The 25,473-nt window shown below is 63.6% G+C and carries 23 protein-coding genes, 2 tRNA genes and 1 pseudogene; 14 read left to right on the top strand and 12 right to left on the bottom strand.

What is annotated here, in order from left to right; genetic code table 11:
• The first annotated feature begins 149 nt into the window (after positions 1-149).
• Positions 150-2,324, top strand: coding sequence for a L,D-transpeptidase family protein (locus A3OO_RS0103780; protein WP_018406503.1), 2,175 nt, complete (start codon positions 150-152; stop codon positions 2,322-2,324).
• A gap of 165 nt (positions 2,325-2,489) precedes the next feature.
• Positions 2,490-3,536, top strand: a complete 1,047-nt coding sequence (locus tag A3OO_RS0103775; RefSeq protein WP_018406502.1) for a class I SAM-dependent methyltransferase — start codon at positions 2,490-2,492, stop codon at positions 3,534-3,536.
• Between the two features lie 46 nt (positions 3,537-3,582).
• Here the strand turns inward: A3OO_RS0103775 and A3OO_RS0103770 are convergent, their stop codons facing one another.
• From A3OO_RS0103770 to A3OO_RS21065, 3 genes are all read right to left on the bottom strand, one after another.
• Entirely contained in the window at positions 3,583-4,017 is a 435-nt protein-coding gene (locus tag A3OO_RS0103770; RefSeq protein WP_245257097.1) for a cupin domain-containing protein, read from the bottom strand.
• A gap of 69 nt (positions 4,018-4,086) precedes the next feature.
• Complete coding sequence (locus A3OO_RS0103765) at positions 4,087-4,788, bottom strand: VIT1/CCC1 transporter family protein (RefSeq protein ID WP_018406500.1); 702 nt, start codon at positions 4,786-4,788, stop codon at positions 4,087-4,089.
• A 38-nt stretch (positions 4,789-4,826) separates the two neighbouring features.
• Positions 4,827-5,942: an SbmA/BacA-like family transporter gene (locus A3OO_RS21065; protein WP_156824743.1), complete on the bottom strand. Its 1,116-nt coding sequence runs from the start codon at positions 5,940-5,942 to the stop codon at positions 4,827-4,829.
• A 242-nt stretch (positions 5,943-6,184) separates the two neighbouring features.
• Here A3OO_RS21065 and A3OO_RS21060 point away from each other — a divergent pair.
• Positions 6,185-6,479 (top strand): annotated as a pseudogene (locus tag A3OO_RS21060) (type II toxin-antitoxin system RelE/ParE family toxin).
• 8 nt (positions 6,480-6,487) lie between these two features.
• Positions 6,488-6,796 carry a HigA family addiction module antitoxin gene (locus tag A3OO_RS0103750; RefSeq protein WP_018406498.1) on the top strand — a complete coding sequence of 103 codons (309 nt, stop codon included), beginning with the start codon at positions 6,488-6,490 and terminating at the stop codon, positions 6,794-6,796.
• A 53-nt stretch (positions 6,797-6,849) separates the two neighbouring features.
• Here A3OO_RS0103750 and A3OO_RS0103745 read toward each other — a convergent pair.
• Positions 6,850-6,939, bottom strand: a tRNA-Ser gene (locus A3OO_RS0103745).
• Positions 6,940-7,066: 127 nt separating this feature from the next.
• Here A3OO_RS0103745 and A3OO_RS0103740 point away from each other — a divergent pair.
• Entirely contained in the window at positions 7,067-7,384 is a 318-nt protein-coding gene (locus tag A3OO_RS0103740) for a hypothetical protein (protein ID WP_026222665.1), read from the top strand.
• Between the two features lie 32 nt (positions 7,385-7,416).
• A complete protein-coding gene (msrA, locus tag A3OO_RS0103735; RefSeq protein WP_018406496.1) occupies positions 7,417-8,064 on the top strand; it encodes a peptide-methionine (S)-S-oxide reductase MsrA in 648 nt (215 codons plus the stop codon).
• Positions 8,065-8,180: 116 nt separating this feature from the next.
• On the opposite strand, the gene mepA is transcribed toward msrA, so the two are convergent.
• The gene (mepA, locus tag A3OO_RS0103730) at positions 8,181-9,137 is read right to left on the bottom strand and encodes a penicillin-insensitive murein endopeptidase (protein ID WP_018406495.1); all 957 of its coding nucleotides are present in this window, start codon (positions 9,135-9,137) and stop codon (positions 8,181-8,183) included.
• Positions 9,138-9,294: 157 nt separating this feature from the next.
• Between mepA and A3OO_RS0103725 the strand changes: the two genes are divergently transcribed.
• The 4 genes from A3OO_RS0103725 to A3OO_RS0103710 all read left to right on the top strand — a co-directional run bounded on the left by A3OO_RS0103725 (position 9,295) and on the right by A3OO_RS0103710 (position 13,724).
• Positions 9,295-9,846 carry a L,D-transpeptidase gene (locus tag A3OO_RS0103725; RefSeq protein ID WP_018406494.1) on the top strand — a complete coding sequence of 184 codons (552 nt, stop codon included), beginning with the start codon at positions 9,295-9,297 and terminating at the stop codon, positions 9,844-9,846.
• Positions 9,847-10,099: 253 nt separating this feature from the next.
• Positions 10,100-11,080: a hypothetical protein gene (locus A3OO_RS0103720; protein WP_040573592.1), complete on the top strand. Its 981-nt coding sequence runs from the start codon at positions 10,100-10,102 to the stop codon at positions 11,078-11,080.
• Positions 11,077-12,018, top strand: coding sequence for a heparan-alpha-glucosaminide N-acetyltransferase (locus A3OO_RS0103715; RefSeq protein ID WP_018406492.1), 942 nt, complete (start codon positions 11,077-11,079; stop codon positions 12,016-12,018). Before A3OO_RS0103720 ends, A3OO_RS0103715 begins: the two co-directional genes overlap by 4 nt.
• Positions 12,019-12,317: 299 nt before the next feature.
• Entirely contained in the window at positions 12,318-13,724 is a 1,407-nt protein-coding gene (locus A3OO_RS0103710; protein WP_156824742.1) for a hypothetical protein, read from the top strand.
• A gap of 123 nt (positions 13,725-13,847) precedes the next feature.
• Here the strand turns inward: A3OO_RS0103710 and trpB are convergent, their stop codons facing one another.
• The 5 genes from trpB to A3OO_RS0103685 form a co-directional block, all read right to left on the bottom strand.
• Positions 13,848-15,086, bottom strand: a complete 1,239-nt coding sequence (trpB, locus tag A3OO_RS0103705) for a tryptophan synthase subunit beta (protein WP_018406490.1) — start codon at positions 15,084-15,086, stop codon at positions 13,848-13,850.
• Positions 15,087-15,275: 189 nt separating this feature from the next.
• Positions 15,276-15,920 (bottom strand): phosphoribosylanthranilate isomerase, encoded by a 645-nt coding sequence (locus A3OO_RS0103700; protein ID WP_026222663.1) that lies wholly within the window; start codon positions 15,918-15,920, stop codon positions 15,276-15,278.
• A 67-nt stretch (positions 15,921-15,987) separates the two neighbouring features.
• Entirely contained in the window at positions 15,988-17,400 is a 1,413-nt protein-coding gene (locus tag A3OO_RS0103695; RefSeq protein ID WP_018406488.1) for a mannose-1-phosphate guanylyltransferase/mannose-6-phosphate isomerase, read from the bottom strand.
• Positions 17,401-17,504: 104 nt separating this feature from the next.
• Positions 17,505-20,669 (bottom strand): helicase-related protein, encoded by a 3,165-nt coding sequence (locus A3OO_RS0103690; RefSeq protein ID WP_018406487.1) that lies wholly within the window; start codon positions 20,667-20,669, stop codon positions 17,505-17,507.
• Between the two features lie 697 nt (positions 20,670-21,366).
• Positions 21,367-21,440 (bottom strand) — tRNA-Gly (locus A3OO_RS0103685).
• A 163-nt stretch (positions 21,441-21,603) separates the two neighbouring features.
• Between A3OO_RS0103685 and A3OO_RS0103680 the strand changes: the two genes are divergently transcribed.
• Positions 21,604-21,972, top strand: a complete 369-nt coding sequence (locus A3OO_RS0103680; RefSeq protein ID WP_020561381.1) for a TIGR02300 family protein — start codon at positions 21,604-21,606, stop codon at positions 21,970-21,972.
• An 87-nt stretch (positions 21,973-22,059) separates the two neighbouring features.
• On the opposite strand, the gene A3OO_RS0103675 is transcribed toward A3OO_RS0103680, so the two are convergent.
• Positions 22,060-22,467: a Ros/MucR family transcriptional regulator gene (locus tag A3OO_RS0103675; RefSeq protein WP_018406485.1), complete on the bottom strand. Its 408-nt coding sequence runs from the start codon at positions 22,465-22,467 to the stop codon at positions 22,060-22,062.
• 285 nt (positions 22,468-22,752) lie between these two features.
• Between A3OO_RS0103675 and A3OO_RS0103670 the strand changes: the two genes are divergently transcribed.
• From A3OO_RS0103670 to greA, 3 genes are all read left to right on the top strand, one after another.
• The gene (locus tag A3OO_RS0103670; RefSeq protein ID WP_018406484.1) at positions 22,753-23,754 is read left to right on the top strand and encodes an MDR family oxidoreductase; all 1,002 of its coding nucleotides are present in this window, start codon (positions 22,753-22,755) and stop codon (positions 23,752-23,754) included.
• Positions 23,755-23,838: 84 nt separating this feature from the next.
• On the top strand, positions 23,839-23,949 hold the full coding sequence (locus tag A3OO_RS24195) for a DUF1348 family protein (RefSeq protein ID WP_245257096.1): 111 nt from the start codon (positions 23,839-23,841) through the stop codon (positions 23,947-23,949).
• Positions 23,950-24,106: 157 nt separating this feature from the next.
• Complete coding sequence (gene greA / locus A3OO_RS0103655) at positions 24,107-24,574, top strand: transcription elongation factor GreA (protein WP_018406481.1); 468 nt, start codon at positions 24,107-24,109, stop codon at positions 24,572-24,574.
• Between the two features lie 58 nt (positions 24,575-24,632).
• Here greA and A3OO_RS0103650 read toward each other — a convergent pair whose 3' ends face one another.
• Positions 24,633-25,316 (bottom strand): ParA family protein, encoded by a 684-nt coding sequence (locus tag A3OO_RS0103650; RefSeq protein WP_018406480.1) that lies wholly within the window; start codon positions 25,314-25,316, stop codon positions 24,633-24,635.
• Positions 25,317-25,473 lie beyond the last annotated feature (157 nt).

Raw genomic sequence — 25,473 nt, 5'->3', positions numbered from 1 at the left:
CAACCCTCTCTTCGCTGCGCACGAAGCAAAGCTCAAGCATTGGGCCTTGATCTTGGTTGCTGTTTGGCCACGCATTAGCCATTCATTATCGTTTAAATAAGAAATTCGCCTTAGTACCGAAGGTGCTCAACAGCAGTTTGGAGCGGCACATGCGCTTGCGAACGCGCTCTCGCGCCCGGCTTTTTTCGAAGGTGGCAGTGACCGCCGCCGCGACGCTCGGCTTGGCGCGGACGCCTGTCCTGGCGCAGGGCTATTATTTCTGGGGCGACCGCGAGCCTCTCATCAATGCGGTTCCAGAGCCAGAGCGCATCACTCGCCCGCAACGCCCGGCCGCGCGAAAAAAGATCTCTCGTCCAACGAGCGACAAAAGCGGCGCGGCGACTTCGCTCGACGCCAAGCCCGAGGCTGCACGGCTTGATCGGCCGCTCTTCGTCGTCGCCTCCATCGCCGATCAGCAGGTGTCGATCTACAACCACAGCGGCCTGGTCGCGCGTTCGGCGATCTCGACAGGCATTGCCGGACATCCGACGCCGAAAGGCATTTTCACCATCATCGGCCGCGAACGGTTCCATCGATCCAACATCTATTCCAGCGCGCCGATGCCCTTCATGCAGCGGATCACCTGGTCCGGCATCGCCATGCATCTTGGAGTCGTGCCGGGACATCCGGCCTCGCATGGCTGCATCCGGCTTCCCGCCGCATTCGCGGCGAAGCTCTGGGGCATGACCAGAATCGGCGAGCGGGTCGTGATCACGCCGCATGACGTGTTTCCGGCCGAATTCGAACACCCCTTGCTGCCAGCGCCTATGATGCGCGCATCCCTAGAAGCGGAAAAAGGCGCGCCAGCGGCTGAGCCGCAACAACCGCCCCACGCCGCAGAAGATCGCCTCGCGCCTCAGGCGGAGCAGCCCAAAGCCGACGCCGGTGAAGGCGACGCGCGACGCGACAAAGCAGAGCAGCCCAAGGCCGAAACCAGCGAAACTGTCGCGGCAATTGCAGACCCGCAGAAGCAGCCCCTCGCCGCGACCGACCAGCTGGCGGCCAGACTGCAGCAGCCGGCCACTCAAGCCGACGCCATGGCCGGCGCGACTGGAGCCGCCAAAGCCGCGCCGACGGCTGATATGCCACAGCCCCCCGCCGTCGAGGCTGATGCGACTGCCGCCGGTTCAAAGCACCCCCAGCAGCCCAAGGCGGAAGCCGGCGCTGAGGTCGCTTCGGCCGATACAGCCGCGCCCGCTGCAAATTCGCAGCAGCCCGACTCCGCCGACCCGGCGTCGAAGACGGAGCAGCCCAAACCCGGAACCACGGCAGAGAAATCGGCATCGTCGGTTTCCTCGGGCCCAGCCGCCGTCGCCGAACGCCTGACGGTAAACCCGCATCAATATGCCCAGCGACTGAAAGCCAAGGCCCAGGCTGACGCCGCCGCCGCCAGCAAGGCAATCAAGGCTTTGTCCGCTGAAGTGGTCATCAAGCAGAAAGAGGCCGCGCGCACCGCGGCCGAGCTCCGCGCCGCAAAAGCCGCGCAGGCCTTGGCCGTCGTCAAGGCGGACGCGGCTGGGGCCTCCTATGACGCCTCTAAGGCCGCGGCCATCAGCCAGCAGGAGCCGGCCGTAACGGCGGAACGCAGCGCGTCGGCGGGCGATGAACAGGCCAAAGCCAGAGCCGACCGTCTGACGAGAGCCTATGGCGAAGCTCTGCTCGCTGAGGACGCGGCGCTGCTGATTCAGACGAACGCCAGCTCCGCGTTGGCGGAAGCCACGGCAAAGCTCGAACAGGCGAGCGCGGCCGTCGTCGCCGGGGACTCGGATCTGGCGGACGCGGAGCGGCGTTTGGATGAGGCGAGAACGACCGCCGCCGCCGCCGCAACCGCTCAAAGAGAAGCCGAGCGGCGCGTAACGCCCCTCTCGGTGCTGATCAGCAAGAAGGATCGGCGGATCTATGTTCGCCAGGGCCTGTCGCCGCTTTTCGATGCGCCAATCGAGATCCGCGATCCGGACTCGCCGCTCGGCTCGCATCTGTATATTGCGACGGCGGCCAAGGACGACGGAAGCTCGCTCAAATGGTCGGTCCTGTCGATGCCGGAAGCGCAGACGGAGCGCAGGAAGAATCTGGCGTCGGCCGATGCTAAAGCCGACATATCCTGGGATTGGCGCCCTGCGAGCGCGAGCCCGTCCGAGGCGCTGGAGCGCATCGACATCCCGAAAGACGTACGCGACCGGATTGCGGAGCGGCTATGGACTGGTGCGTCGCTCATCATCTCGGACCAGCCGGTCAGCGGCGAGACCGGAAACGACGGGACCGACCTGACGATAAAACTACGCTAGCGCGCACGCGCCACGCTCCATCGGTTCTCCCGCGCTCGACGGCGATATTGCTCGGCAGTTGGAAGCTGCGCCTGTATTCTCCCGGCTTATGCCCGCGAGCGCTGTATAGGCGCTGAGCGCAATATCCGAAGGCGCCCTGCGTCCATCCACAATGAGAGGTGAGCGATGAACCTCGACATGAACAAGCTCGACTTGCTGCTCGGAACGGTCGTCAATGAACTGGGCGCCGCTTCCAACGCGGCTCTGGTGATCATCGGAGACAAGCTCGGCCTGTTCCGCGCGCTCTCGCAAGGCGCCGCGACCTCCGCCGAACTCGCCGACAAGACCGGCACGCATGAACGCTACGTGCGCGAGTGGCTCTCCGCGCAAGCGGCCTCCGGCTTCGTCGATTATGACGCCGAGGCGCGCAAATTTTCGATGTCTCCCGAGCAGACCGCGGTGTTTGCGGCCGAGGACAGCCCCGCCTTCATGGTGGGAGGTTTCAGCCTGATGACCGCGATTTTTCACGACGAACCCAAACTCGCCGAGGCTTTCAAGAGCGGCAAGGGCATGCATTGGGGGGACCACTGCAATTGCCTGTTCTGCGGCGTGGAGCGCTTTTTCCGGCCGGGCTACCGGACGCATCTCGTCGCCGAATGGCTGCCGGCGCTTGACGGCGTCACCGCCAAGCTCGAGCGCGGCGCAATCGTCGCCGACGTCGGCTGCGGACATGGCGTCTCGACCCTGCTCATGGCCGACGCGTTTCCGAACTCGGAATTTGTCGGGATCGACTACCATGAGGGTTCGATCGCGCACGCAAGGGAGAAGGCGAACGGTCGCAAGAACGTGCGCTTCGAAGTGGCGCGGGCGCAGGATTTCGCCGGGGCGAGCTACGACCTCGTGACGATGTTCGATTCGCTGCATGACATGGGCGATCCCGTCGGCGCCGTCGCGCATATTCGCGACGTCTTGGCGGAAAACGGAACCCTGATGCTGATCGAGCCGGCGGCCGGCGACAGCCTCGCGGAAAATCTGAACCCTGTTGGGCGGGTCTATTACGCCGGCTCGACCCACATCTGCGTGCCGACGTCGCTCAATCAGGACGTCGGGCTCGCGCTCGGCGCGCAAGCCGGCGCAAAGCGCATCGGCGAGGTCGTGCGCGAAGGCGGCTTCTCCCATTTCCGCAAGGCGGCGGCGACGCCCTTCAACATGATCCTCGAGGCGCGGCTCTAACGCGACAAAAACGATGTCTAACGGACGGGCGTTCGTGTTCTATCCGCTACGGCGCCGCGGGCCGATTGACCGTGACCTCGCCGCCGGGCGGCAACTGATCGATGACCAGCAATTTGACCGGAACGGCCCCGACCGTTGCGCCGAAATGCCAGCGGTCGACGCTCTCAATCACGAATTCTCCAGCGTGATAGACGCGCGAGGAGGAATCGGCTTGTTGGACCATCAGTTGCCCTTCAAGAATATAGGCATAGCGCTGATACGGATGCTTATGTTCCGGCAGTTTGACGCCCGGCGCCAGAGTGTAAATCGAAGCCACGACCTCCAACGGCCCCTGCGGAAGCGTGATCGGCTGCCCGGTGGCGGTTTTTGTCGCCCTGGCGATTTCCGTCACGACCTCGGCTGGCGCAGGCTCCTTCGCGACGGCCGCCCCGACCATATTGAAAGCGACGCTCAGGACCGCGACAAACCCCAAGCGAATCATCTGTTGCTCCATTCGCAATCTGCGTCTTGCAGTCGCCATATAGAACCGTTTCCGCGATCGCCGGTTCTTTTAAACGGCCATGCCGAAAATCTTGCCGACGCCCGCCGTCAGCGCCAGCGCCAATGCGCCCCAGAACGTCACCCGAATCGCGGCGCGCAGGATGCCGGCGCCGCCGGCCTTGGCGCCGACAGCGCCGAGCAGCGCCAGGCACCCTAAAGAGGCGGCCGAGACGATGGGGATGATCGCGTCGCGCGGCGCGATCGCGACGATGAGGAGCGGCAGCGCGGCGCCCGCGGCAAAGGTGACGGCCGACGTTAGCGCCGCCTGCACCGGCCGCGCGCTGGCGATCTCCGAAATGCCCAATTCGTCGCGCGCATGCGCGGTCAGCGCGTCCTTCTCCATCAGCTGCAAGGCGACTTCCCGCGCCAGCTCAAGGTCGACGCCGCGCTCGACATAAATCTGCGCAAGCTCCTCTCTTTCGAGTTCGGCGTAATCGCTCAGTTCCTCGCGTTCGCGCGCGAGGTCGGCCTTTTCGGTATCGGATTGAGAGCTGACCGAAACATATTCGCCCGCCGCCATCGACATCGCGCCGGCCACCAACCCCGCCGCGCCGGCGACGAGCACATCATTGCGTGTCGCTTGCGCCGCGGCGACGCCGACGATGAGGCTCGCGGTCGAGACGATGCCGTCATTGGCGCCGAGCACCGCCGCCCGCAGCCAGCCGATGCGCCGGACGAGATGACTCTCCCGGTGGATGCGAAGTCGGCTCATGTTCCCTCTTGGTCAGCGCTACGTCACAAGCGCACGCGCTATTCCTCACGTGTCGTGTCAATCGCCAAATCAAGGGCCGCGACGCGCCGCGCCGACGCCGACCAGTTCGCGATGCTCAGGGCGTTGTCGGCGAGCCAATTGAGGGAAAGCTGCACCTGCAAAAAGGCCGCGGCCGCCTGCATCAGATCTCCGAGCGTCAAATCGCCGGCAAGATATTTCGGCGCGCCAAGCAACAGGGGGACGGCGGGAGCCAGTAGATTGTTCGCGTGCGTCAAAAAAACGATCTTTGTCTGCCCCTGGATGACGCGCCCCCAGGTCGCTGCGAGCAGAAAGAGGAATCTGTCGAAGGGATTTCCGCTCTGGGCGTCGATCTCGGGCAGCCGATCCGGAATGATCGGAACCCCCTTGACGACGGGATGGCGCAGGTAATCGCCAATATCGCGATCGATGTCCTCGTCGACTTCCACCACCGCTCTCGACTCGAACTCATGACGAGCGCGGGTGAGCGCATAGCGGAAGTTCCCCTCCGCCGCGGCCTTTGCTTCGACGCTCGCCACCAGCGGTCGCCCCAGCACCCACATGCAAAACGACGTCACCACTGAATAGACGAAGACCGCGAGCACCAGATAACCGGGGATGACCACGCCGAGAAACTCATAGGAGCCCCCGACTTGCCAGAGAACGAGGATGAAGGCGGCTGACACCAAGAAAATATTGATGACGCCGCCGGCGAGATCGACAAAAAGCTCGATCGCCAGCCGACCGTCATCGGCGATGCGGGCTTCCGGATTATCGATTGCGGGGGATATGGCGCATGCCTGGCGAGACTCGTTGACGAGCCATTTCTCGATGAGCGAGGCGGTGAGCCACAATCGCCAGTTGACCTGAAGTCGCATACGAAACTGCGTTGTGGCGATTGAGGCAAGACCGACGCCGACGGCCAGAATGGCGAGTTGAAGAATTCCCCCGGTCACTTCATCGACTTTATGCGTTTGAAGCGCGTCGAAGAAACTCTTGCTCCAGCGATTCACGGCCAGAGCCATGTAAGTGTTCACAACCAGGCAGATGAGAAACCCAACCGAGAGAACCCACGCCGGGCGTTGCGTTTGGCCTTTCCAATAGCCCATCGCCAGCCAGAGGAACCGGTGAATCACGTCGTTCCCTTTGAGCGAGATTTGTGAGATCGGCTTCGCGGCGCGCGCGCGCGCGACAAGACCCTATTCATGCTTCGCTTTGTAGCTGGTCTCGGCGCGGCAGGAAACGCCGGCGGGGGCGGGTGGCCGAGGGTGCTTGGCTCCGGTCAGAATGTGGGATTGTAACAGCCGAGCCTTGGACGGCGCGTCCGCATTGCCAAGTGACCCACAGAGTGGTACATATGCTCCTATAGAGTCGCGGCATGATCGAAAGCTTTCGGGACGATTGGTTGCGCGCCTTCTTTGTCGACGACGTTCGCTCAAAGAAAATCCCGCCCGATCTCGAAAACCGCCTGTTCCGCAAACTACAGATGATCGACGATGCGGCGACGGATCAGGATCTGCGTGTCCCGCCGAGCAATCTTCGAGAAACTGCGCGGCGATCTGGCCGACTTTCATTCGATCCGGTTGAACAAGCAGTGGCGACTTATCTTTCGATGGGATGGCGCTAAGGGCGAAGCCTCCAGCGTCTATCTGGACAACCACAGTTACCAGTGAGGCGAGCCATGTTGATGACGACGCGCAAGCCGGTGACGGTGGCGGAGATTCTGGTCGAAGAGTTCATGGAGCCGATGGGACTGACCCAGACCGCGCTGGCGGAGGCGATGGGGGTCCAGCGCAAGCATGTCAACGAACTGTGCAATGACCGCAGGAACGTGACGGCGGCCACGGCGCTCATTCTCGCCCGCGTATTCGGCAACAGCCCCGACTTCTGGCTGAACGTGCAGCGACGTAGCGATTTATGGGAGGCGATGCATTCGCCTCGCGAGCGCAAACGTATCGAACGGGCGAAGCCGTTGAAGGCCGTCGCGTGATGCGCGCCGGCGCTACGTTGATGTAGCCCGGAGACAGTTGCCCTCGATAGAACTGGCGGAGGGGGCGGGATTCGAACCCGCGATACGGTTTCCCGCATACACACTTTCCAGGCGTGCGCCTTCAACCACTCGGCCACCCCTCCGCGAAGCGCGCACTATATGCACGCGCGACCGGAACGCAACGCCAAGCATGGACAGACGCGGCCGCGGCGCCTATTCTCCCCACGCTTTTTCGACCCATCGCAACATTTACATTCGCACGAAGAGACCATGCTGCGACTCCTCACAAGACTGATCGGCCTTCTCCTGCTCGCGGGCGGCTTCATCGCCCTCATCGTCGACGGCACACGCTCGATCGCCGCCGGCCGGGTCATGGTGACGAGCATCAGCAGGGGAACGTCCGCGGTGTTTCCTGGCCTTTATCAGTCGCTGCAGTCGAGCGTCGAGAATGTCTCGGCCTTTCTGTGGGACCCGGTTTTGACCACGCTGATGCTGGCGCCGGTCAGCGTCGCCTTCGGCGGCGTCGGGGCCTTGCTGATCCTGCTCAGCCACCGGCGGTCGGCGCCTCTCTATTACGCACGGCGCTAGTTTCCCTCGAGCCGCCACACTATATCGGCGCCATGACGATCTTCGACGAACTCGGTCTTTCCAAACTGCTTGGGCCCATCCCCGACCGCGAAACGCCGGTGGCGCATGGGGCGCGCCATTTCGTTAACGGGCGCCCGCTCGACCCGCCGTTTCCGCTGGGGTCCGAACAGGTCCTCTTCGGCATGGGCTGCTTTTGGGGCGCGGAGCGCAAATTCTGGCAGGCGGGCGAAGGCGTCTATGTGACGGCGGTCGGCTACGCCGGCGGCGTGACGAAAAATCCCACCTATGATGACGTCTGCAGCGGCCGCACCGGCCATGCGGAGGTGGTGTGCGTCGTCTATCAGCCGCCGGCGATGAGCTTCGAACAGCTCTTGCGCATTTTTTGGGAAAGCCATGACCCGACGCAGGGCATGCGCCAGGGAAATGACGCCGGCACGCAATATCGCTCGGCCATCTATGTCTCGACGCCGGAACAGCTGGCCGCCGCGAAGGCCTCTCTCGCCATGTATCAACGCGTATTGACGCAGGCTGGCCTGGGCGCGATCACGACGGAAATCCGCGAGAGCCCGCCGTTTTATTACGCCGAAGAATATCACCAGCAGTATCTCGCCAAAAATCCCGGCGGTTACTGCGGACTCGGCGGAACCGGCCTCGCCTGCCCGCTCGGCTCTTGCGACTAGAGCGCTTCCCGATCACATGGAACTATGTGATCGATAAGGAAACGCTCAAAATCAAAACATTGGAGCAGGTTCTCCTAGAAAAAGTCTGTCAACTTTTTCGGAACCTGCTCTGAGCCCTACTGCGCGCGCAAAACCTCGCGGCAGGCTGACGGCAATCCCGCCATGGTCATCGGCGGCCAGCTTTTCCCCGACTTCTTCGCGTGCAGCACCCCGTCCTGGAACCACCAGGCGAGCGAGGCGTCGCAGCCATCGCCGGAGGGCGTCGGGTCCTGGTCGCGGCAGTTGGAGCCGTTCGGGCAGTGAAGCCGGATGTGGAAATGGTAGTTGTGCCCCCACATCGGCCGCACCTTGTGCATCCAGCTTTCGCCCTGCGCCGAGCGGCATAACGCGCGTTTGATCGCGGCGTTGACGAAGATGCGCTGCACGGCCGGCTCCATCGCCGCCGCGCGGATCAGGGCGATGTGGCCTGCGCTCCAGACCTCGGGGCGGACGTCGAGCCCGTCGTCGCGCACCACGTCCGTCGACATCAGCTCTTCGCGCTCTTCGCGGGTGAGTTCGCGGTTGGGCATCGGCGTCAGCCAGATGTCGGCGTCGAGCCCGATCTGATGCGACGCGTGGCCAGAGAGCATCGGCCCGCCGCGCGGTTGCGACAGATCGCCGACGAGCAGGCCTGGCCAGCCCGATTCGCGCGCCGCCTTCGACGAAAAATGTTTCAAAAAGGCGATGAGATTGGGATGTCCCCAATTGCGGTTGCGCGACAGGCGCATGACCTGCCAGTGGGGGCCGTTGATCGGCAGCGGCTCGCCGCCCGCGAGACAGCCGCGCGAATAGAAGCCGATCGGATCGGGATGGAGCGGCGCCGCCTCTTGCGCGCGGCCAAACAGTTCTCGCGCCGGCGTCACCGGACTGGAGGGATTGGCGAGCGGCGGCAGCGGCTTTGGATCGAGCACGCCCCTATCCTGCGCCAGAGCGCCATTTGTCGTCGCCAGCGCCGCCAAGGACGCCAAGGACGCCAAGCCTGCTGAGGCGAACAGCGCCACGCGCAGCGCGCGCAATATCGAATTTGTCGTCATGGGCGTTTCGCCCCCAGTGTCGAAGCGCGCGTCGCCGGCGCAAAGGTTTGCGATTCATCCTTGCCGGGAAAGCTTACCGCTTCATTTAGTTTGATGGCGCGCCAAGCCACAGCAGAATGCCCGGCGCGGCGCCTGCGCGTTTGGTTAGGAGTCCATCATGCGTATTCCCGTCATCATTCCTTTCATTGTTTGTCCGTTTGCGTGGGCGGGCGCGGCGAACGCCGCCGCCCACATCCACATCAATCTTTCGACGCAGACCATGCATGTGCAGTCTTCGTCGGGCAGCTATTCGTGGCCGGTGTCGACGGCCCGCGCCGGCTATTCGACGCCGCGCGGCTCGTTTGCGCCCACCGGCATGCAGCCCATGCATTATTCCCGAAAGTATCACATGTCGCCCATGCCCCACTCGATCTTTTTCCGCGGCGGCTATGCGATCCACGGGTCTTATGCGACAGGGATGCTCGGCCAGCCGGCGTCGCACGGCTGCGTGCGCCTGTCGCCCGGCCACGCGGCGATGCTGTATCAAATGGTGCAGAATGAAGGCGGCCGCATTTCGATCACCGGCTCGCCGCCACGGAGCCAATACTATGCCAGCGCGCGGCGGGGGAGCAGCGTCCACTATGCGTCCTCGCGCGGCCGTTCCTATTATGGCTCGGGCTACGCAGTCGCCGATCCTTTCACCGCTTTGTTTGGCGGCGGCCTTTTCTGAACGCTTGGAGCGCTTCCCGGTCGCATGGAACATGTGATCGGTAAGGAAGCGCTCAAAATCGAAATGGTGGAGCAGGTTCCCGTCGGAAGTCCGTCAACTTTTTCGGCGCCTGCTCTATGCAAGGGCCTGTCCTCTGCCGGGCGGGCCTACTCCTTGTTTTCGCCTTTTGCGCCCCGTTAATGGATCGCGACGCTTGCCGCGCGCTTCCTTTGCGCGCGATAAGGAGTTCAAAAAGCAGCAAGGAATCGTCCAGTTGACCACATTCGATCGCCGCCGCTTTCTTTTGGGAGCCGGCGGCTTGGCCTTAACCGGCTCAGCCTCGGCGCAGGCTCCGGACGCGGCCGAAGAGTTGCAAGTTCGCGTCGAGAATAATTCGGCCCCGGAGCTCTGCGCCGAGAAGGACAATGTCGAGCTCGACTTCATCTCGCCGCGCGTGCGCAGTCTGCAGATCCAGGCGGTGCACCCCTCCTACATCAACACGATCGCCTCGGATCGCTGGGCGCCCGACTGGTCGAGCTGCGATTTCACCGTGGACCCCAAGGCGTTTTCGCAGGCGCGCCGCAAGACCTTCTGGGAGACGCCGGAATTCTGGCTGACGGGCTACACCTTTCCCTCGTTCTGGCGCCCCAACGACGTGCCGATCCGCGTCGGCGATTCCGTCGAGCACGGCTTCCATCTGATCCAGCTCTGGATGTGGCGCCGCGAGCGCGCCGAAGAGATCATGGTGCTCTATCCGCCCGACGGCTATTGGCGCGCGCGGCCACTGCCCTTCGACGACATGCGCTGGACGGCTTACGGCTCGTCCTTTCTCGTCGGGCCGGTCGAGACGCAGGAGCGGCCGATCGTCGATATTGAGGAAATCGTCTTCGAGCCTCAATCGCGCAGCCTGATCCTCAAATTCAGGCGCGGCGGCGAAGGCCGCCTCTCGATCAAGAGCGTCGATCAGGACCGGATAACGCTCGACGTCTCCTTCAGCCAGGCGATGCCGAACGGATTGCCCTTCGCGGCGCTGCGGTCGATGTACGCCATGGAGACGATGAGCGACGCCGCCATTGTCGCCTGGCGCAGCAAGCGCGGGAAGAGTTGGGAGGAAGCGCCCGTCATTCGCTTTCCTGGCGCCAGCGCGACAGAAGTGTGGGTCGGCCGTCATCTGCCGTCGCGCCATAATCTTTCGGCGCCTGACATGGTGTTCAGCAAATTCCAGGGCGCGCCGCCGGCGGCCGCGCGCCGATGAGTCAGGGCCGGTGGTGGGCGCTCGACGCGGCGCGCGGCCTCGCCGTCCTGGCGATGGTGGTTTTTCACGTCATCTGGGATCTCGCGCATTTCGGCTATGCGCCGGCTAATCTCCCCTGGTCGGCGCCCGTCAGGATCTTCGGCCATTCGATCGCCTTCGCCTTTCTGTTCATCGCGGGCGTCGCGCTGGTACTGGCCAATCGCGATTCAATGCGCTGGCCGGCCTTCTGGCGCCGCTTCGCGCTCATCGCCGCGGCGGCGGCGCTGGTGACGGCCGGCACCTATGCCCTTTTTCCCACCTCCTATGTGTTCTTCGGCATTCTGCATTGCATCGCGGCCGCCAGCCTGATCGCGGTTCCCTTTCTTTTCGCGCCCTGGCCAATCGCATTCGCTTGCGGCGCCTTTTTCCTTCTCGGCGGGGAGTTCTTCGCGTCGTCCGCCTTCAACGCCGATTGGCTGCAATGGATCGGGCTTTCGACCAGCGAACCGATGACTCAGGACTGGCGTCCGCTTTTTCCCTGGGCCGGCGCGCTGCTGCTCGGCGTGGCGGCGGCAAAACTCGCTCTCCCCGTTTACGGAAATAGAGCTGGCGTGAGCGGCGAGGGCGCTAACCCTCTCCCGACACGTTCCAAGAGAGAATGGCTTCCCTTCCTCGGCAGGCACAGTCTTCTCATCTATCTCGCGCATCAGCCGGCGCTCTTCGCGCTCTTTATGGGACTCGCCTATCTCATTCCGCCCGCCGTCGACGCGACGGAATTTGTCGCCTCATGCGAAGCGCGCTGCATGAATGAGGGCGGCGAAGGAAAAATTTGCCACGACGCCTGCGCGTGCACGGCGCGGGAAGCGATCAGCAGCAAGGCGCTCGCCGGCGTGACCGATGAGGCCGAGCGCGGACGCCGGTTGAATGAGATTGCGCAAAGATGTGTGGCGGGCAATTGATTAGCCGTTGACCAATTTTTTGGGCAAGTATCAACAAATAAGTTGCGACGAGGAATCTATTTGTGAACTTCAGCGCTATCGGACCGCACACCAAGCGCGCCCATGGGCGCTCACTGAGGGATTTCAAAAATCTCTCTTGGGCCGAGAAAAAACTGATCGCCTGTAGCGCGCGCGGCAAACCGTGTCTGCTTGCCGCGGAGGCACCCAACGCGCCGATGCGCGCAAACGTCATAAGGCCGGAGCTGGTACGCTTTCTGGCGCTCGGCGGAGACGAAAACGCTCCGGTTCATGAAAAGGGCGTGTGGCTCAAAGGCGCATGGATTGGAACGGCGCGGGACGTGGGCGCGACGCAAACTCTCGATCTCCAGGGCGCAACGCTCTCAGTCAGTCTTTGGCTCTTTAACTGCCGATTCGACGCCAAGATTTTTCTAGTGGACACTTGCGGTCGCTCAATCGGTCTCGATGGCTCCGTCTTCCCTGGCCTCCAGGGAGACAGACTTTTCCTCGAAGGAAGCCTGCACTTTCGAATGACAAAGGCGACTGGCGAAGTGCGCCTCTCGGGGACAAAGATTCGCGGCGACTTGACATGTGGAGGCGCCCGACTGGACAACGCGAGCGGCAATGCCCTTTTCTGCGATAGTGCTGAGATTGGGGGCAGCGTTTACCTGAGCCAGCCATTTTACGCGAGCGGCGCGGTTCGCTTTGTAGGGGCGAAAATTGCCGGCGATCTTAATTGTATGGGCAGCCGGTTCCATAACACTGGCGGAGATGCACTTTCCTGCCACGGAGCTGAGATTCACGGTGCGCTCTTTTTTCATCGAGTGCGGTTGGTGGATGGTAATATTTCTTTCGCGCGTGCGCGCGCAGCGACTCTTCACGATGACCTCTCTTCGTGGCGCGAGCAGGCACTTGATCTCGACGGATTTCTTTACGACCACATCGCCGCTGGCGCGCCGCTCGACGCCAAGAGCCGCATAGTTTGGCTCGACCGGCAACGTTCTGAGCTGCTTGCTGGCAATTCCTTTGCTCTCCAGCCTTGGATGCAGCTCGCCAAGGTTCTTCGAGAACAAGGTCATTTCCGCGATGCTGCGGAAGTCGATATCGCTCGCGAAGATCGCCTGCGCGCCGCCGGCAAAGTCGCGGATCACACCGCGCTGAAGAAATGGCTGCGCACCTGGGGGAAGCTCGGCCCCGACGGGCGGTACACATCCTTCTTCTCCATAGTTGCACGTCTTGATGACTTCGTCGCTTGGGCGCTGCACTGGTTCTATGGTCGATTTTCCGGCTACGGCCATCGTCCGATGCGCATTGTCTATTCGGCGCTGTTTATCTGGCTGGCGTTCGCCGCGGTCTATTATTACGTCGCATCAGACGGCCATTTCGCGCCGGCAAATCCGACCGCCGTGAATGCGATACGGTCCTCCTGCGAAAAGAAATTTCCGCAAGCAAATATCAACTGGACGCAGTGCGACGCGCTGCTCGTCGCCTATCCTCGGTTCAGCTCCTTCGCCTATTCGCTTGATCTCATTCTGCCAGTAGCGCGGCTCGGCCAATCCAATATGTGGACGCCGATTTCGGACGGAAGCTGGACGTCATTAAGCGGCTGGACTCAGCGTCTTGTTTGGTTCGAGGAGGTTTTCGGCTGGGTGGCGGCGCTGACGCTCGGCGCCATTGCGGCGGGGCTTGTGAAGCGCAGGGATGGGTGACGCCATTTTCCTCATCCTGAGGAGCGAGCGAAGCTCGCGTCTCGAAGGGCGAGGAAAATGGCGGCGCGCCCTCGTCCTTCGAGACGGCGGCTTTGCCGCCTCCTCAGGATGAGGGCGCTCGGGTTACATCCCGCCGAGATGCTCCGCGACGGTGAAAATGTCCTTGTCGCCGCGGCCGCACATATTCATCACCATCAGATGATCGCGCGGCTTCTGCGCCGCGAGCTCGAACACTTTCGCCAGCGCGTGCGAGGGCTCGAGCGCTGGGATGATGCCCTCGAGTTTCGAGCAGAGCTGAAAAGCGCTCAGCGCCTCCTGATCGGTGGCGTTCAGATATTTCACCCGGCCGATCTCATGCAGCCAGGAATGTTCGGGGCCGATGCCGGGGTAATCCAATCCCGCCGAAATCGAATGGCCTTCGAGAATCTGGCCGTCGTCGTCCATCAGGAGATAGGTGCGGTTGCCGTGCAGCACGCCCGGACGCCCGCCGGTGAGCGACGCCGCATGGCCGTTCGGCACATGGACGCCATGGCCCGCCGCCTCGACGCCGTAAATCTCGACGCTGGCGTCGTCGAGAAACGGATGGAACAGCCCAATGGCGTTGGAGCCGCCGCCGATGCAGGCGACGAGCGAATCCGGTAACCGCCCTTCCATCTCCTGCATCTGGACGCGCGTCTCATTGCCGATGATCGACTGGAAATCGCGCACCATCGCCGGATAGGGATGCGGCCCCGCCGCCGTGCCGATGCAGTAGAAGGTGTCGGCGACATTCGTCACCCAGTCGCGCAGCGCCTCATTCATCGCGTCCTTCAAGGTCCGCGCGCCCGACTGCACGGGAATGACTTCGGCGCCGAGCATCTTCATGCGGAAGACGTTCGGCTTCTGCCGCTCGACGTCGACCGCGCCCATATAGACGACGCAGTCGAGGCCAAAGCGCGCGCAGGCGGTGGCGGTGGCGACGCCATGCTGGCCGGCGCCCGTCTCGGCGATGATGCGCTTCTTGCCCATGCGCCGCGCGAGCAGGATCTGCCCGAGCACATTATTGATCTTATGCGCGCCGGTGTGATTGAGCTCGTCGCGCTTGAAATAGACCTTGGCGCCTTTGCCCTCGCCCGCCCGCTCACGCACATAGTCGGTGATGCGTTCGGCGAAATAGAGCGGCGAGGGGCGCCCGACATAGTGCTTGTGGAGGCTCGTGAGCTCCTCGTGAAAAGCCGGATCGATCTTCGCCTTCTCGTACGCCGCTTCAAGATCGAGCACGAGCGGCATCAGCGTTTCGGCGACGAAACGCCCGCCAAAAATGCCGAAGCGGCCGTTTTCATCCGGGCCGGCGCGGAAGGAATTGGGAATCGGCTTGTTCACGGGGGGCGTCCTCGCTCTGCGTCGCTACCCCCTCCCCAGCCCTCCCCCGCTACGCGGGAGAGGGAGTCAGATTCGGCGCTTCATCGAGTTTCCCGCAATGCGGCTCGTTGGCGTCCCCTCTCCCGCGTAGCGGGGGAGGGACAGGGAGGGGGCCGATCCGTCGGCGCAGTCTTAAACTGTCAAACGCCGCTATGAAAGCCGAGCGGCGGCCAGGAAGGCTGAAATCTTCGCCGCGTCCTTGACGCCGCGTTCGCGCTCGACGCCGGAAGAGACGTCCACCGCGCGGGCGCCGGTGAGGCGCATCGCTTCCGCCACATTCTCGGGCGTCAGTCCTCCCGAAAGCATCCAGTGTTTCGCCGCGACGCCGCGCAGCAGAGACCAGTCGAAAGCGACGCCGGCGCCGCCGGGAACAGCTGCGTTCGGCGCGGGTTTGGCGTCGAACAGAATGACGTCGGCGATGTCTTCATAGGCGCGCGCCGTCTCGACATCGGCGGGCGTCGCGACGCCCGCCGCCTTGATGACCGGCAGGCCGAAGCGCGCCTTCACCTCGGCGACCCGCGCCGGCGTCTCACTTCCGTGAAGCTGAAGATAGTCGGGCGCGAGCGCCTCGACGATGTCTTGAAGCGCGGCGTCGTGAGCGTCGACGGCAAGCGCGACTTTGCTGATGCGATCCTGCGCGAGAAGACCAAGCGTGCGGGCGGTCTCAAGGTCGATATGGCGCGGGCTTTTCTCGAAGAAGACGAAGCCCGCCATGTCCGCGCCGGCTTCGATCGCCGCGAGAAGCGTCTCGGGCGAGGACAGACCGCAGATTTTGACGATCGTTGATTGCGTCATGGCCGCGCTTGTCGCGGCCATCCACGCCGGCCGCTACGGTGATTTTTGCAAAGTTGGCGCGCGTCGACTACCCGCGATTATAGGCGTCTTCGAAGCGGACGATATCGTCTTCGCCAAGATAGGAGCCCGTCTGCACTTCGATCAGCTCCAGATCGATCTTGCCGGGATTGGTCAGGCGGTGCTTGCTGCCAATCGGCAGATAGATCGACTCGTTCTCATGGACGAGATGAATTTCCTCGTCACGGCCGACCTCCGCCGTGCCGCGCACGACGATCCAATGTTCGGCGCGGTGGAAATGCTTCTGCAGCGACAGGCGTTGGCCGGGCTTCACGACGATGCGCTTCACCTGATAGCGCTGGCCTTCGTCGATCCCTTGATAGTATCCCCACGGCCGAAAAATGCGCTTGTGCTCGCCCGCTTCGCGCCGGTTTTCGCTGCGCAGCTGCTCAACGAGCTGTTTGACCTGATCGCCATGCTCATGGCTGAGCACCAGCACGGCGTCCTGCGTCGTCACGACGATGATGTCGTCGACGCCGACCACCGTCGTCAGCGTGTCCTCTGAGCGCACATGGACGTTGCGCGCATCCATCACGACGCCATGGCCGCGCACCGAATTGCCGTTTTCGTCGCGCTCCGACAATTCCCACACGGCGCGCCAGGTGCCGACGTCGGACCAGCCGATGTCGGCCGGAATCAGCGCCGCCTTGTCGGTCTTCTCCATCACCGCGTAGTCGATCGATTTCTTCGGCGCATGCGCGAAGGCCTCGGCGTTCAAAATCATGAAGCCGAGGTCCTGGCGGGCCGCTTCGATCGCGGCCTCGGCGGCGGCGAAAATGCCGGGCTCGAACTGCGCGATCTCCGACTGCATGACGTCGGCGCGAAAAATGAAGTTGCCGCTGTTCCAGAGATAGCCTGCGTCGACATAGTCCTGCGCCGTGGCGCGGTCCGGCTTCTCGACAAAAGCGTCGAGTTTGTAGACCTCGCAACAGGTCTCGAGCGGCGCGCCGGGGCGCAGATAGCCGTATCCCGTCGCGGGGCCGTCCGGCTTGACGCCAAGCGTGACGATATAGCCTTCGGCGGCAGCGGCGCTCGCTCGCTTGCACAGATCGACGAGGCCTTGCGTGTCGCGCACGACATGGTCTGCGGCAAGCACGACGACAATGGTGTCGGGCGCGCGGCGCGCGGCGAGGCCCGCCGCGACGGCGACCGCCGGACCCGAGTCGCGGCGCGACGGCTCCAGCACGACGTCGGCCTCCGCGCCGATCTCGCGCAGCTGGTCGGCGACGAGGAAGCGGTATTCCAAATTGGAGACGACGATTGGCCGTTCGAACGCCGGGTCGGCCAGCATCGCGATCGTCGTCTGGAAGGTGGAGCGCTCCCCGACGAGCGGAATGAACTGCTTGGGAAACGTCTCGCGCGACTCGGGCCACACCCGCGTCCCCGATCCGCCGCACATAATAACGGGCAGAATCTTCTTCATAAGCCCCTCTAGCACTCGGCCGCGCCCGCCCCCGGGCAGCAATAATTGTCCGCCCGACTATTGGCAATACGATGGCGAAGCTAAGGGCAGAAGCGCAAGCGCTGCTATTTGCCTTTCTTCTCAAGCTCGGCCTTGAGAGCCGCAAGCTTGGCGAAGGGCGAATCCGGATCGGGCTGGCGCTCGCGCCGCTCCGGCGCGGCAAAGCCTGCAGGACGCCGGGCGCGGGCGTCATCGCGCGGCGGGCGGCCCTCGAAGCGCGGCTTTCCGGCCGGACGCCCCTCCTTGCCCGGAGCGTTGCCGGGCCGCTGGTCGCGGCGCGGCGGCCTCTGTTGCTTGTTGTCCTCAGCGCCCTGACCGGGCGCCTGCCGATGCGCGCCGGCCTCACGGGGACGCGGAGCGGCATGAACGTGGCGCTGCGGACGCCAGATTTCGATGGATTCCGGCTCGGTCGGCGCGGCTTTGGCGGGCGCAGCTTCCAAGGCGGGCTCTTCCTGCACTTCGGTCGCTGTCGCCTCTTCTTCGCGCGCCTCGGCGCTTTCTTCGACGGCGACGGACGCCGGCGCCTCTGTCGCCGGCTCTTCAACGGCAGGCGTCTCGACCAGCGCCTCCTCCGAGGTCGCCGTCTGCGACGCGAGAGCGATTTCCGCTTCCGCGGCGGCGGGCGCCTCGGCGGCGGCGCTTTCGGCCTGAATATCCTCGCTCGCGGCTTCCGCTGGCTTGGCCGCGGTCTTTGGCGTCACCGGCTCCATCGCAGCCGCGGGCACGATCGCTACCGTAATCGCAGGCCCTGGACGCTGCGTCGAAGCGTAGCCGAGCGACTTCAGGATCGAGGAAAAAGCCTCGCCGGAACAGCCCGTGAGCGAGGTCATCGCGACGGTGACGACGAAGCCGTCGGCGTCGGCCGCGCCGGGCGGCGGCTCGCCCGCGGTGAGCCCCGGACGGTAGGCGATCGCCGGCCGAATGAGATCGGCGAGACGTTCGAGAATGTCGACGCGAACGACGCGCTCGCCGCACACTCGAAAGCCGGCGGCGCGATAAAAGCCTTTGGGGATCGAAGCGTCGGCGGCGAAGGAGGTGCGTCCGGAGGCCGCCAGATGCGGGACTTCCTCAAGACCCCTCACGTTTTCGAGACCGCCGTGATGCAGGGCCCAAAGCAGCGCCGAGAGCGCGCGCGGCGCGGGCTTGAGAAGCGCGGGCAGATAGATGTGATAGGCGCCGAACCGCACGCCGAGCTTGCGCAGCGCAGCGCGGTCCTCCTGGGAGAAAGCCTTCACGTCCTTGGCGACGCGCGCGCGGTCCAGCACGCCCAATTCTTCGGCGAGCTGAAAGGCGACGCCGCGCGTCACCCCTTCCAAGCCTTCGCCCTTCTCCAGCTGCTCGAGCGGCCCCAGCAGCTTCTTGACATGTTGCGCGAGCCAGAGGTCGAGGCGCTGCTTGACCTTCTCCAGAGCCGGTCCCGTCAGCTGCTCGTCGGCAAGCACGCGCGTCGTCGGCGTCAGCACGCCGGCGCCGGAGGCGATTTTCCCCACAGGTTCGCCGAGCCAGCGAATCAGGCCGTCATTGCCGAGCGCGAAGGCGTCGTCGACCGCGTCGAACACCCGAGTCGCCCGCGCCTCGAATTCTCCAGCAAGCGCCTTCTGCGCCGCGGCGTTCAACGTCTTGGCCGCTTCGCCCGCCGCGCCGGGATCCGGCGTAAAGCGAAATCCCTGGAGGCTTCCGACATGCTGGCCCTCGACCAGAACGTCGCCGGCGGCGTTGATTTCGGCTTCAAGCATCGCGTTCTCTCTTAAGCGGCGCGCCAGCACGCTGGTGCGGCGGTCGACGAAACGCTGCGTCAGTCTGTCGTGCAACGCGTCGGATATGCTGTCCTCTACCCGACGCGCGACGCTCTGCCAATGCTGAGAGTCGTCAAGCCAGCCGGAACGGTTGGCGATAAAACTTGCGGTACGCACTTGCGCGAGGCGGTTCGACAGCGTCGCGATGTCGCCGTCGATGCGGTCGACCGCTTCGATCTGCCGCGCCATCCAGTCCTCGGGGATCTTGCCGCGCCGGGCGATGAACGCGAATATGGCCAGCGCGAGCTCGGCGTGAGCGGCGGGCGAAGTCTTGCGGTAGTCGGGGATTTGGCAGGCTTCCCAGAGCCGCGCGACATCGGCTGTCGTCTTGGCGTTGCGCTGCGCGATTTCATCACGGCTCGCCGCTTCAAGCGCCCTTTGATCGTCTGCGACCCGGGCGCGCACCAGATCCGGATGCGCCGGGACCTGGTCGAGAGAATGCATCAACGCGTCGATCGAAGAAAAATCGAGGGCGCTGGTGCGCCATTGCAGCGTCTTCACCGGATCGAAGCGGTGGTCCTCCAAAGCCTCGATCAACTCCTCGTCGAAGGGCGGGCAGCGGCCGGTCGCGCCAAAAAAGCCGTCGCTCATATGGCGCCCCGCTCTGCCGGCGATCTGTCCAAATTCCGCCGGCGTCAGCCTGCGATGGCGTATTCCGTCGAATTTGCGATCGGCGGCGAAGGCGACATGATCGACGTCGAGATTGAGGCCCATGCCGATGGCGTCCGTCGCGACGATGTAATCGACGTCGCCGCCCTGATAGAGCTCGATCTGCGCGTTGCGCGTGCGCGGCGACAGCACGCCGAGCACGACGGCCGCCCCGCCGCGCTGGCGCTTGATCAGTTCCGCGATCGCGTAAACCTCTTCGGCTGAAAAGGCGACGATGGCGGTGCGCGGCGGCAGCCTCGAGATTTTCTTGTCGCCGGCGAAAGAAAGTTTTGACAGCCTCGGGCGCGTAAAGATCGGTGCGCCAGGAAAGAGCTCCGTAACGAGCGGCGCCATCGTGGCCGCGCCGATCAGGAGAGTCTCCTGGCGTCCGCGCCAGTGGAGCAGCCGGTCGGTGAAAATGTGGCCGCGGTCGAGATCGGCGGCGAGCTGGATTTCGTCGATCGCGACGAAATCCGCCGGGACGTCGCGCGGCATCGCTTCAACCGTCGCGACCCAATAGGCCGGCGCACGGGGCTTAATTTTTTCCTCGCCGGTGATGAGCGCGACACTGTCCACGCCGACACGTTCGGCGACGCGATTATAGACCTCACGAGCGAGCAGGCGCAGCGGCAACCCAATGACGCCGGAGGGAAAGGACAACATACGCTCGATGGCGTGATGCGTCTTGCCGGTGTTGGTGGGGCCGAGCACCGCCGCCACGCCCCTGTCGAACGGCCTTGCGCGGGGGGCGGCGCGGCTCGTCGGATAAGACGGCGCGACTGTCATTTTGTTCTTTGCTGCCTGACGCGCTCCGCAGCGCGCCTTCGTTTCATATCGAAACTTAGAGCAGGGCGCGACTTTACCTTCTGAACAGCCTGCGAACGAATCGCGCCCGAATCGCTGACTCTCGCCGAGTCATGCTCTGTTCCAACAATATATGGACGCGCGGGCGAAACGAAACGCCAGAACTTGCGAGAACGGCCCGTCGATGGCGTCGCACGCGCTTTTGGCGAAAGAGTCGCCGGCGGACTCGTTTCGGCCCTTCTGTCAACGGCCAAGATTAGGCGGTTTGGCGTCTTGCGGTTAAGCTTTGGGATCAACCGGGAACGCAGCAGGCACGAATCGGTGGTCGATCTCAGTTGGCGTTGCGTTCCGGCGAGTTTCCGCGACCTTCCAGCGCCTCATCGGCAGCGTCGACACGAGGAACGCGGCGCAGACATACAAGAACGCTTAACGCCATGTCCTTCTCTGGGACGCTTGGACGAGGCGGGGCGGCGTTCGCGCGCGCGGCGTCTTAACGTTGCGGCAGCTTTGCACGGCGCGCCTTTGCGCGTCATTGGTAAACGGCAAGGTCGATTCGCGCATTGGCGAGACTCTGAACAGGAGGCCGTAGAGGCTGTCGCAGCGGGCAAGGCGCGGCCGAACGCAAAAGAATGGCGGGCCGTAATCGCTCACGCTGGGAAAAATTCACCGGAAGGGATTTTGGAGCGGGTGAAGGGAATCGAACCCTCGTATTCAGCTTGGAAGGCTGCTGCTCTACCATTGAGCTACACCCGCGTGACCGTGATTCTATGCCAATCTGTGCGGCGCTTGGCAATGGGCGCGCAGACAATGCATTTCCCATTTGACAGCGAGGCGGGACGCCACTAACCGGAGCGCCCAAACAGTCTCTCAATACAGGCGGGGCGTTCCCACGCTGCTTCTCGAGGACCAATCGACCGTGGCCAAACCCGAACTCGGCGCCAAACGCCAATGTCAGTCCTGCGGGACGAAGTTTTACGACTTTAACAAGGACCCGATCGCCTGTCCGAAATGCGGCGCGATTTATCAGGTTGTGGCGCTGACGCGCGCGGCGGCGCGCGCGCAACAAGAAGAAGAAGAGAGCGAACTCGAAAAGGAGAGCCCCGAAACCGTGTCGCTCGAAGAAGTCGAGGAGACGGAGACGGTGGCGGAATCGATCGATGTCGAAGATGATGTGGAGATCGAAGCAGACGACGCCGAAGACGACACCTTCCTCGAGGAAGAAGAATCCGACGACGATGTCGCCGGATTGATCGACGGCGATATCGAAACTGACGAAGAGACCTGAACCGCGGGGCGTCGCTGACCTGGCGCGACAGCGCGCGCCGCAGTTTTCAGGTCAATTGGAGAAAAGGCGGCCGTTTTGGCCGTCTTTTTATTTGCCCCGACGCCGGCGCTGCTGGCCGAGCCCCATCTGCTTGGCGAGATTAGACCGCGCCTTGGCGTAGTTGGGCGCAACCATCGGATAGTCGGCCGGGAGGCCCCACTTCTCACGATAGTCTTCGGGCGACAGACCATATTGCGTGCGCAGATGACGCTTCAGCGACTTGAACTTCTTCCCGTCCTCAAGGCAGATGATGTAATCATTGGTCACCGAACGCTTGACGGGAATCGCCGGTTTCGGCGGCTCGGCGGGCGCGGCCGCGGAGCCCGCGCCAACGCGCAACAGGGCGCTGTAGACTTCATTGATAAGCCCGGGCAACTCTCCGGCGGGAACGGAGTTGTTGCTCACATAGGCGGAGACGATGTCAGCCGCGAGTTCAATGTTGTTGGCTTGATTCATCGGATTGCTCACCACTTCCTGTTGAGACGGACGCCGCCCCCGCCGCCCTTGGTCAATGCTTTGTTGCATAGAACCGTCGCCCTGCCGTTACTTGTTGACTGCGTAACAGAATAGTGCGACTGCATCAAGTAATATTATGCACTATTGGCGCTGCCCAATTCTGCATAGTTGATCAATCAGAATTTCGGACTTTACCGCCGAGAGCGCCTCATGTTTTCTTTTTTTTTGTCTTCTTTTCTCCGCTAAAAAGCGCTGGTTTGTCGCCAACGGCGGAGGCGCAGCCACATGACTGACTTCAGGGCCATTCGCATCGACAAAGACGAACACGGCCAACACGCCAATTACGTCGTGATGCGTGAGCGCGATCTGATGGAGGGCGATGTCGATGTTGACGTCGCTTTCTCGGCGATCAACTACAAGGACGGTCTCGCGGTCACCGGCAAGGGACCGGTGGTGCGTCGCTTCCCAATGATCCCCGGCGTCGATCTCGCGGGCCGCGTCACGCGCTCCGCGCATCCGGATTTTGCGTCAGGCGACATCGTCGTTGCGACGGCGTGCGGCCTGGGCGAAGCGCATTATGGAGGCTTTGCGGAAAAGGCGCGGCTAGCGGGCGATTGGCTCGCGAAACTGCCGCCGCCGCTAACGCCGGCGCGCGCAATGGCGGTTGGCACCGCGGGACTGACCGCTCTGTTCTGCGTGCTTGCGCTGGAGCGCCATGGCGCCCGGCCCGAGGACGGGCTCGCGGTGGTGACCGGCGCGACGGGGGGCGTCGGCTCTTTCGCCGTCGCATTGCTCGCCAAGGCTGGCTGGCGCGTCGTCGCCGTCACCGGACAGGCGAGCCAAGACGCCTATCTCAAACGCCTGGGCGCGTCAGAAATCATCGGCCGCGACGAATTGTCCGCTCTCGGAAAGCCGCTGCAAAAGCAGCGCTTCGCCGTCGGCGTCGACACTGTCGGCGGCGTCACTCTCGCCAATCTTCTTGCGCAGACTCGCTTCGATGGGGCCGTCGCCGCCTGCGGCAATGTCGGCGGCATGGAGCTTCCGGCGAATGTCGCGCCTTTCATTCTGCGCGGCGTCTCGCTGCTCGGCGTCGAAAGCGTGCGCCCGCGCATCGGCTTGCGGCGGGCGGCGTGGACCCGAATCGCGCAGGATCTCGATCCCTCCACAATCGACGCCATGAGCGAGATCATCCCCTTCGATGCGGCGCTGGATCGGGCCCGCTCGATCGTTGGAGGAGCGATTCGCGGACGCGTCGTCATCGACATGGGCCGGCATCTTCCGCTCTAAGGTGGTAAGATCGTCGTTCAAAAGACGAGGACCGCCCGTGTCGCGACCGCCCCTGCCGCCCTTCACGCCACGCAGAAAGTGCGCATGGCCGAGGACGCCTGGAATACGCGCGACCCTGAGCGCGTGTCGCTTTCCTATACGGTCGACAGCCGCTGGCGAAATCGCGCGATCTCGGGCTTTGAGCCGCCAAGCTAAGCCTTCGGAAGCGCGCGCGAATCGTCGCATTGCGACGTCAATTTCTCGACAAGCGCGCCCGTCTCGGCTCTAATGCCCGTGACGGCCCGCTTGGGCCGATTATTTTTGTTAAGGGACGCTCGCCGCATCGGCGCGGCGAACGAAAGGTCAAAAGCGCATGAGTTCGGCTTTTACGAAAGAACAGGACGACGACAATCCGCGCGAGGACATGCCTGACCGGCCGGTCAGTCCGCACCGCAATCTGGTCACGCCCGAGGGCCTCGAACAGATTGAAGCCGAGCTTACGCGCCTGCAGAAGGAAATCGAACGCGCGACGGCGAGCGAAGACAATCACGCGCTCGCGCTGGCGCAGCGCGATCTGCGCTATTGGTCGGCGCGTCGCGCCAGCGCCGAAGTCATCCGGGCGATCGCCGATCATTCGCATGTGCGGTTCGGCCATCGCGTCGTCGTCGAACTCGAGGACGGCGAACGCCGCAGCTTCCGGCTCGTCGGCGAAGACGAAGCCGATCCGACCAAGGGGCTCATTCCCTATGTCGCGCCGCTCGCAAAGGCGCTGATGGGCAAGTCCGTCGGAGACAAGGCGGAGGTCATCCACCACAGCGCGCGAATCGTGGAGATCGGGTAGCGCAAGCGCCCCGATCATGCGCGGCGCGGTTCTCTCGCGCGCTTCTCTTCGATGACGATCAGGCGGCGTTCCTGATCGCCTTCGTCGGCTTCGCTGACGCCGTCTTGGACGCGTTCGCGGGCTTTTTCAATCTGCGCTTGATCGAGGCCCAGAGCTCCCGCATCTCCTCGGCCGCGACGCCGTCGGGGTTATATTCGCCGACCCCTCGCCCGAGCCTCGCCGCTTCCTGATAATCGACGCGCGATGAAACGAGCGGCGCGAGAAGGCCCCCCATCTCCTGCAGCGCCTTGGCCCCGAGTTCGACGCGCGCGCTCTGTTGCGCGGGCGGACATTGGTTGAGCAGAAAGGCGTAATCCTTGCCTTTCTCCTTCACGCGCATGCGAGTTGCTTCCGACGCCCACAGATCGAAGGCGTTGGGGCGCGCCGGAATGACGCAAAGATCCGCGACGCGCACGGCCGCCGAAAGATAGTCGCCCTCCTGGCCTGGCGCATCGATAATGGCGAGCGTCACGCCCTTTGCCGCGAGCGCGGCAAGCGCCTTGCTCAGCTTCGCCGGCGGCACATGTTCGACCGGAATGTCGGCGGCCCTGCGCGCGCGCGACCATTTGACCAGTGTTTGCAGCGGGTCGAGATCAATGATGAATACGCGTTCCCCAGCCTGGCGCGCGGCGACGGCGACGCTGCTGGCGAGCGTGCTCTTGCCGGCGCCGCCCTTCTGGGTGACGAAAGCGATTTTGCGCATGTGCGACGGTCCAGTTTTTGGTTGATATCGACGCTGTGCACGCGAAGCTTAACGAATGAGATCCCGGCCCGAAATTCATTCACTGAATCGTAATACTTGCGGCAAGGTTAATCGAGGGTTAACGGCTCCGCTTCAGTAGTCGAGAATCTGATCAGGA

Origin of the sequence: Methylocystis rosea SV97 (assembly GCF_000372845.1) — a bacterium.
GTDB classification, from domain to species: Bacteria; Pseudomonadota; Alphaproteobacteria; order Rhizobiales; family Beijerinckiaceae; genus Methylocystis; species Methylocystis rosea.
Note: the sequence above shows the minus strand (reverse complement) of the source record. Positions and strands in the feature narration are given on the sequence as shown.

Bases quoted from the DNA above. Each gene is read 5' to 3' on its own strand.
- A3OO_RS0103780 (WP_018406503.1), top strand. From the start codon at position 150: ATGCGCTTGCGAACGCGCTCTCGCGCCCGGCTTTTTTCGAAGGTGGCA.
- A3OO_RS0103775 (WP_018406502.1), top strand. From the start codon at position 2,490: ATGAACCTCGACATGAACAAGCTCGACTTGCTGCTCGGAACGGTCGTC.
- A3OO_RS0103770 (WP_245257097.1), bottom strand. From the start codon at position 4,017: ATGATTCGCTTGGGGTTTGTCGCGGTCCTGAGCGTCGCTTTCAATATG.
- A3OO_RS0103765 (WP_018406500.1), bottom strand. From the start codon at position 4,788: ATGAGCCGACTTCGCATCCACCGGGAGAGTCATCTCGTCCGGCGCATC.
- A3OO_RS0103750 (WP_018406498.1), top strand. From the start codon at position 6,488: ATGTTGATGACGACGCGCAAGCCGGTGACGGTGGCGGAGATTCTGGTC.
- A3OO_RS0103740 (WP_026222665.1), top strand. From the start codon at position 7,067: ATGCTGCGACTCCTCACAAGACTGATCGGCCTTCTCCTGCTCGCGGGC.
- msrA (WP_018406496.1), top strand. From the start codon at position 7,417: ATGACGATCTTCGACGAACTCGGTCTTTCCAAACTGCTTGGGCCCATC.
- mepA (WP_018406495.1), bottom strand. From the start codon at position 9,137: ATGACGACAAATTCGATATTGCGCGCGCTGCGCGTGGCGCTGTTCGCC.
- A3OO_RS0103725 (WP_018406494.1), top strand. From the start codon at position 9,295: ATGCGTATTCCCGTCATCATTCCTTTCATTGTTTGTCCGTTTGCGTGG.
- A3OO_RS0103715 (WP_018406492.1), top strand. From the start codon at position 11,077: ATGAGTCAGGGCCGGTGGTGGGCGCTCGACGCGGCGCGCGGCCTCGCC.
- A3OO_RS0103700 (WP_026222663.1), bottom strand. From the start codon at position 15,920: ATGACGCAATCAACGATCGTCAAAATCTGCGGTCTGTCCTCGCCCGAG.
- A3OO_RS0103695 (WP_018406488.1), bottom strand. From the start codon at position 17,400: ATGAAGAAGATTCTGCCCGTTATTATGTGCGGCGGATCGGGGACGCGG.
- A3OO_RS0103690 (WP_018406487.1), bottom strand. From the start codon at position 20,669: ATGACAGTCGCGCCGTCTTATCCGACGAGCCGCGCCGCCCCCCGCGCA.
- A3OO_RS0103675 (WP_018406485.1), bottom strand. From the start codon at position 22,467: ATGAATCAAGCCAACAACATTGAACTCGCGGCTGACATCGTCTCCGCC.
- A3OO_RS0103670 (WP_018406484.1), top strand. From the start codon at position 22,753: ATGACTGACTTCAGGGCCATTCGCATCGACAAAGACGAACACGGCCAA.
- A3OO_RS24195 (WP_245257096.1), top strand. From the start codon at position 23,839: ATGGCCGAGGACGCCTGGAATACGCGCGACCCTGAGCGCGTGTCGCTT.
- greA (WP_018406481.1), top strand. From the start codon at position 24,107: ATGAGTTCGGCTTTTACGAAAGAACAGGACGACGACAATCCGCGCGAG.
- A3OO_RS0103650 (WP_018406480.1), bottom strand. From the start codon at position 25,316: ATGCGCAAAATCGCTTTCGTCACCCAGAAGGGCGGCGCCGGCAAGAGC.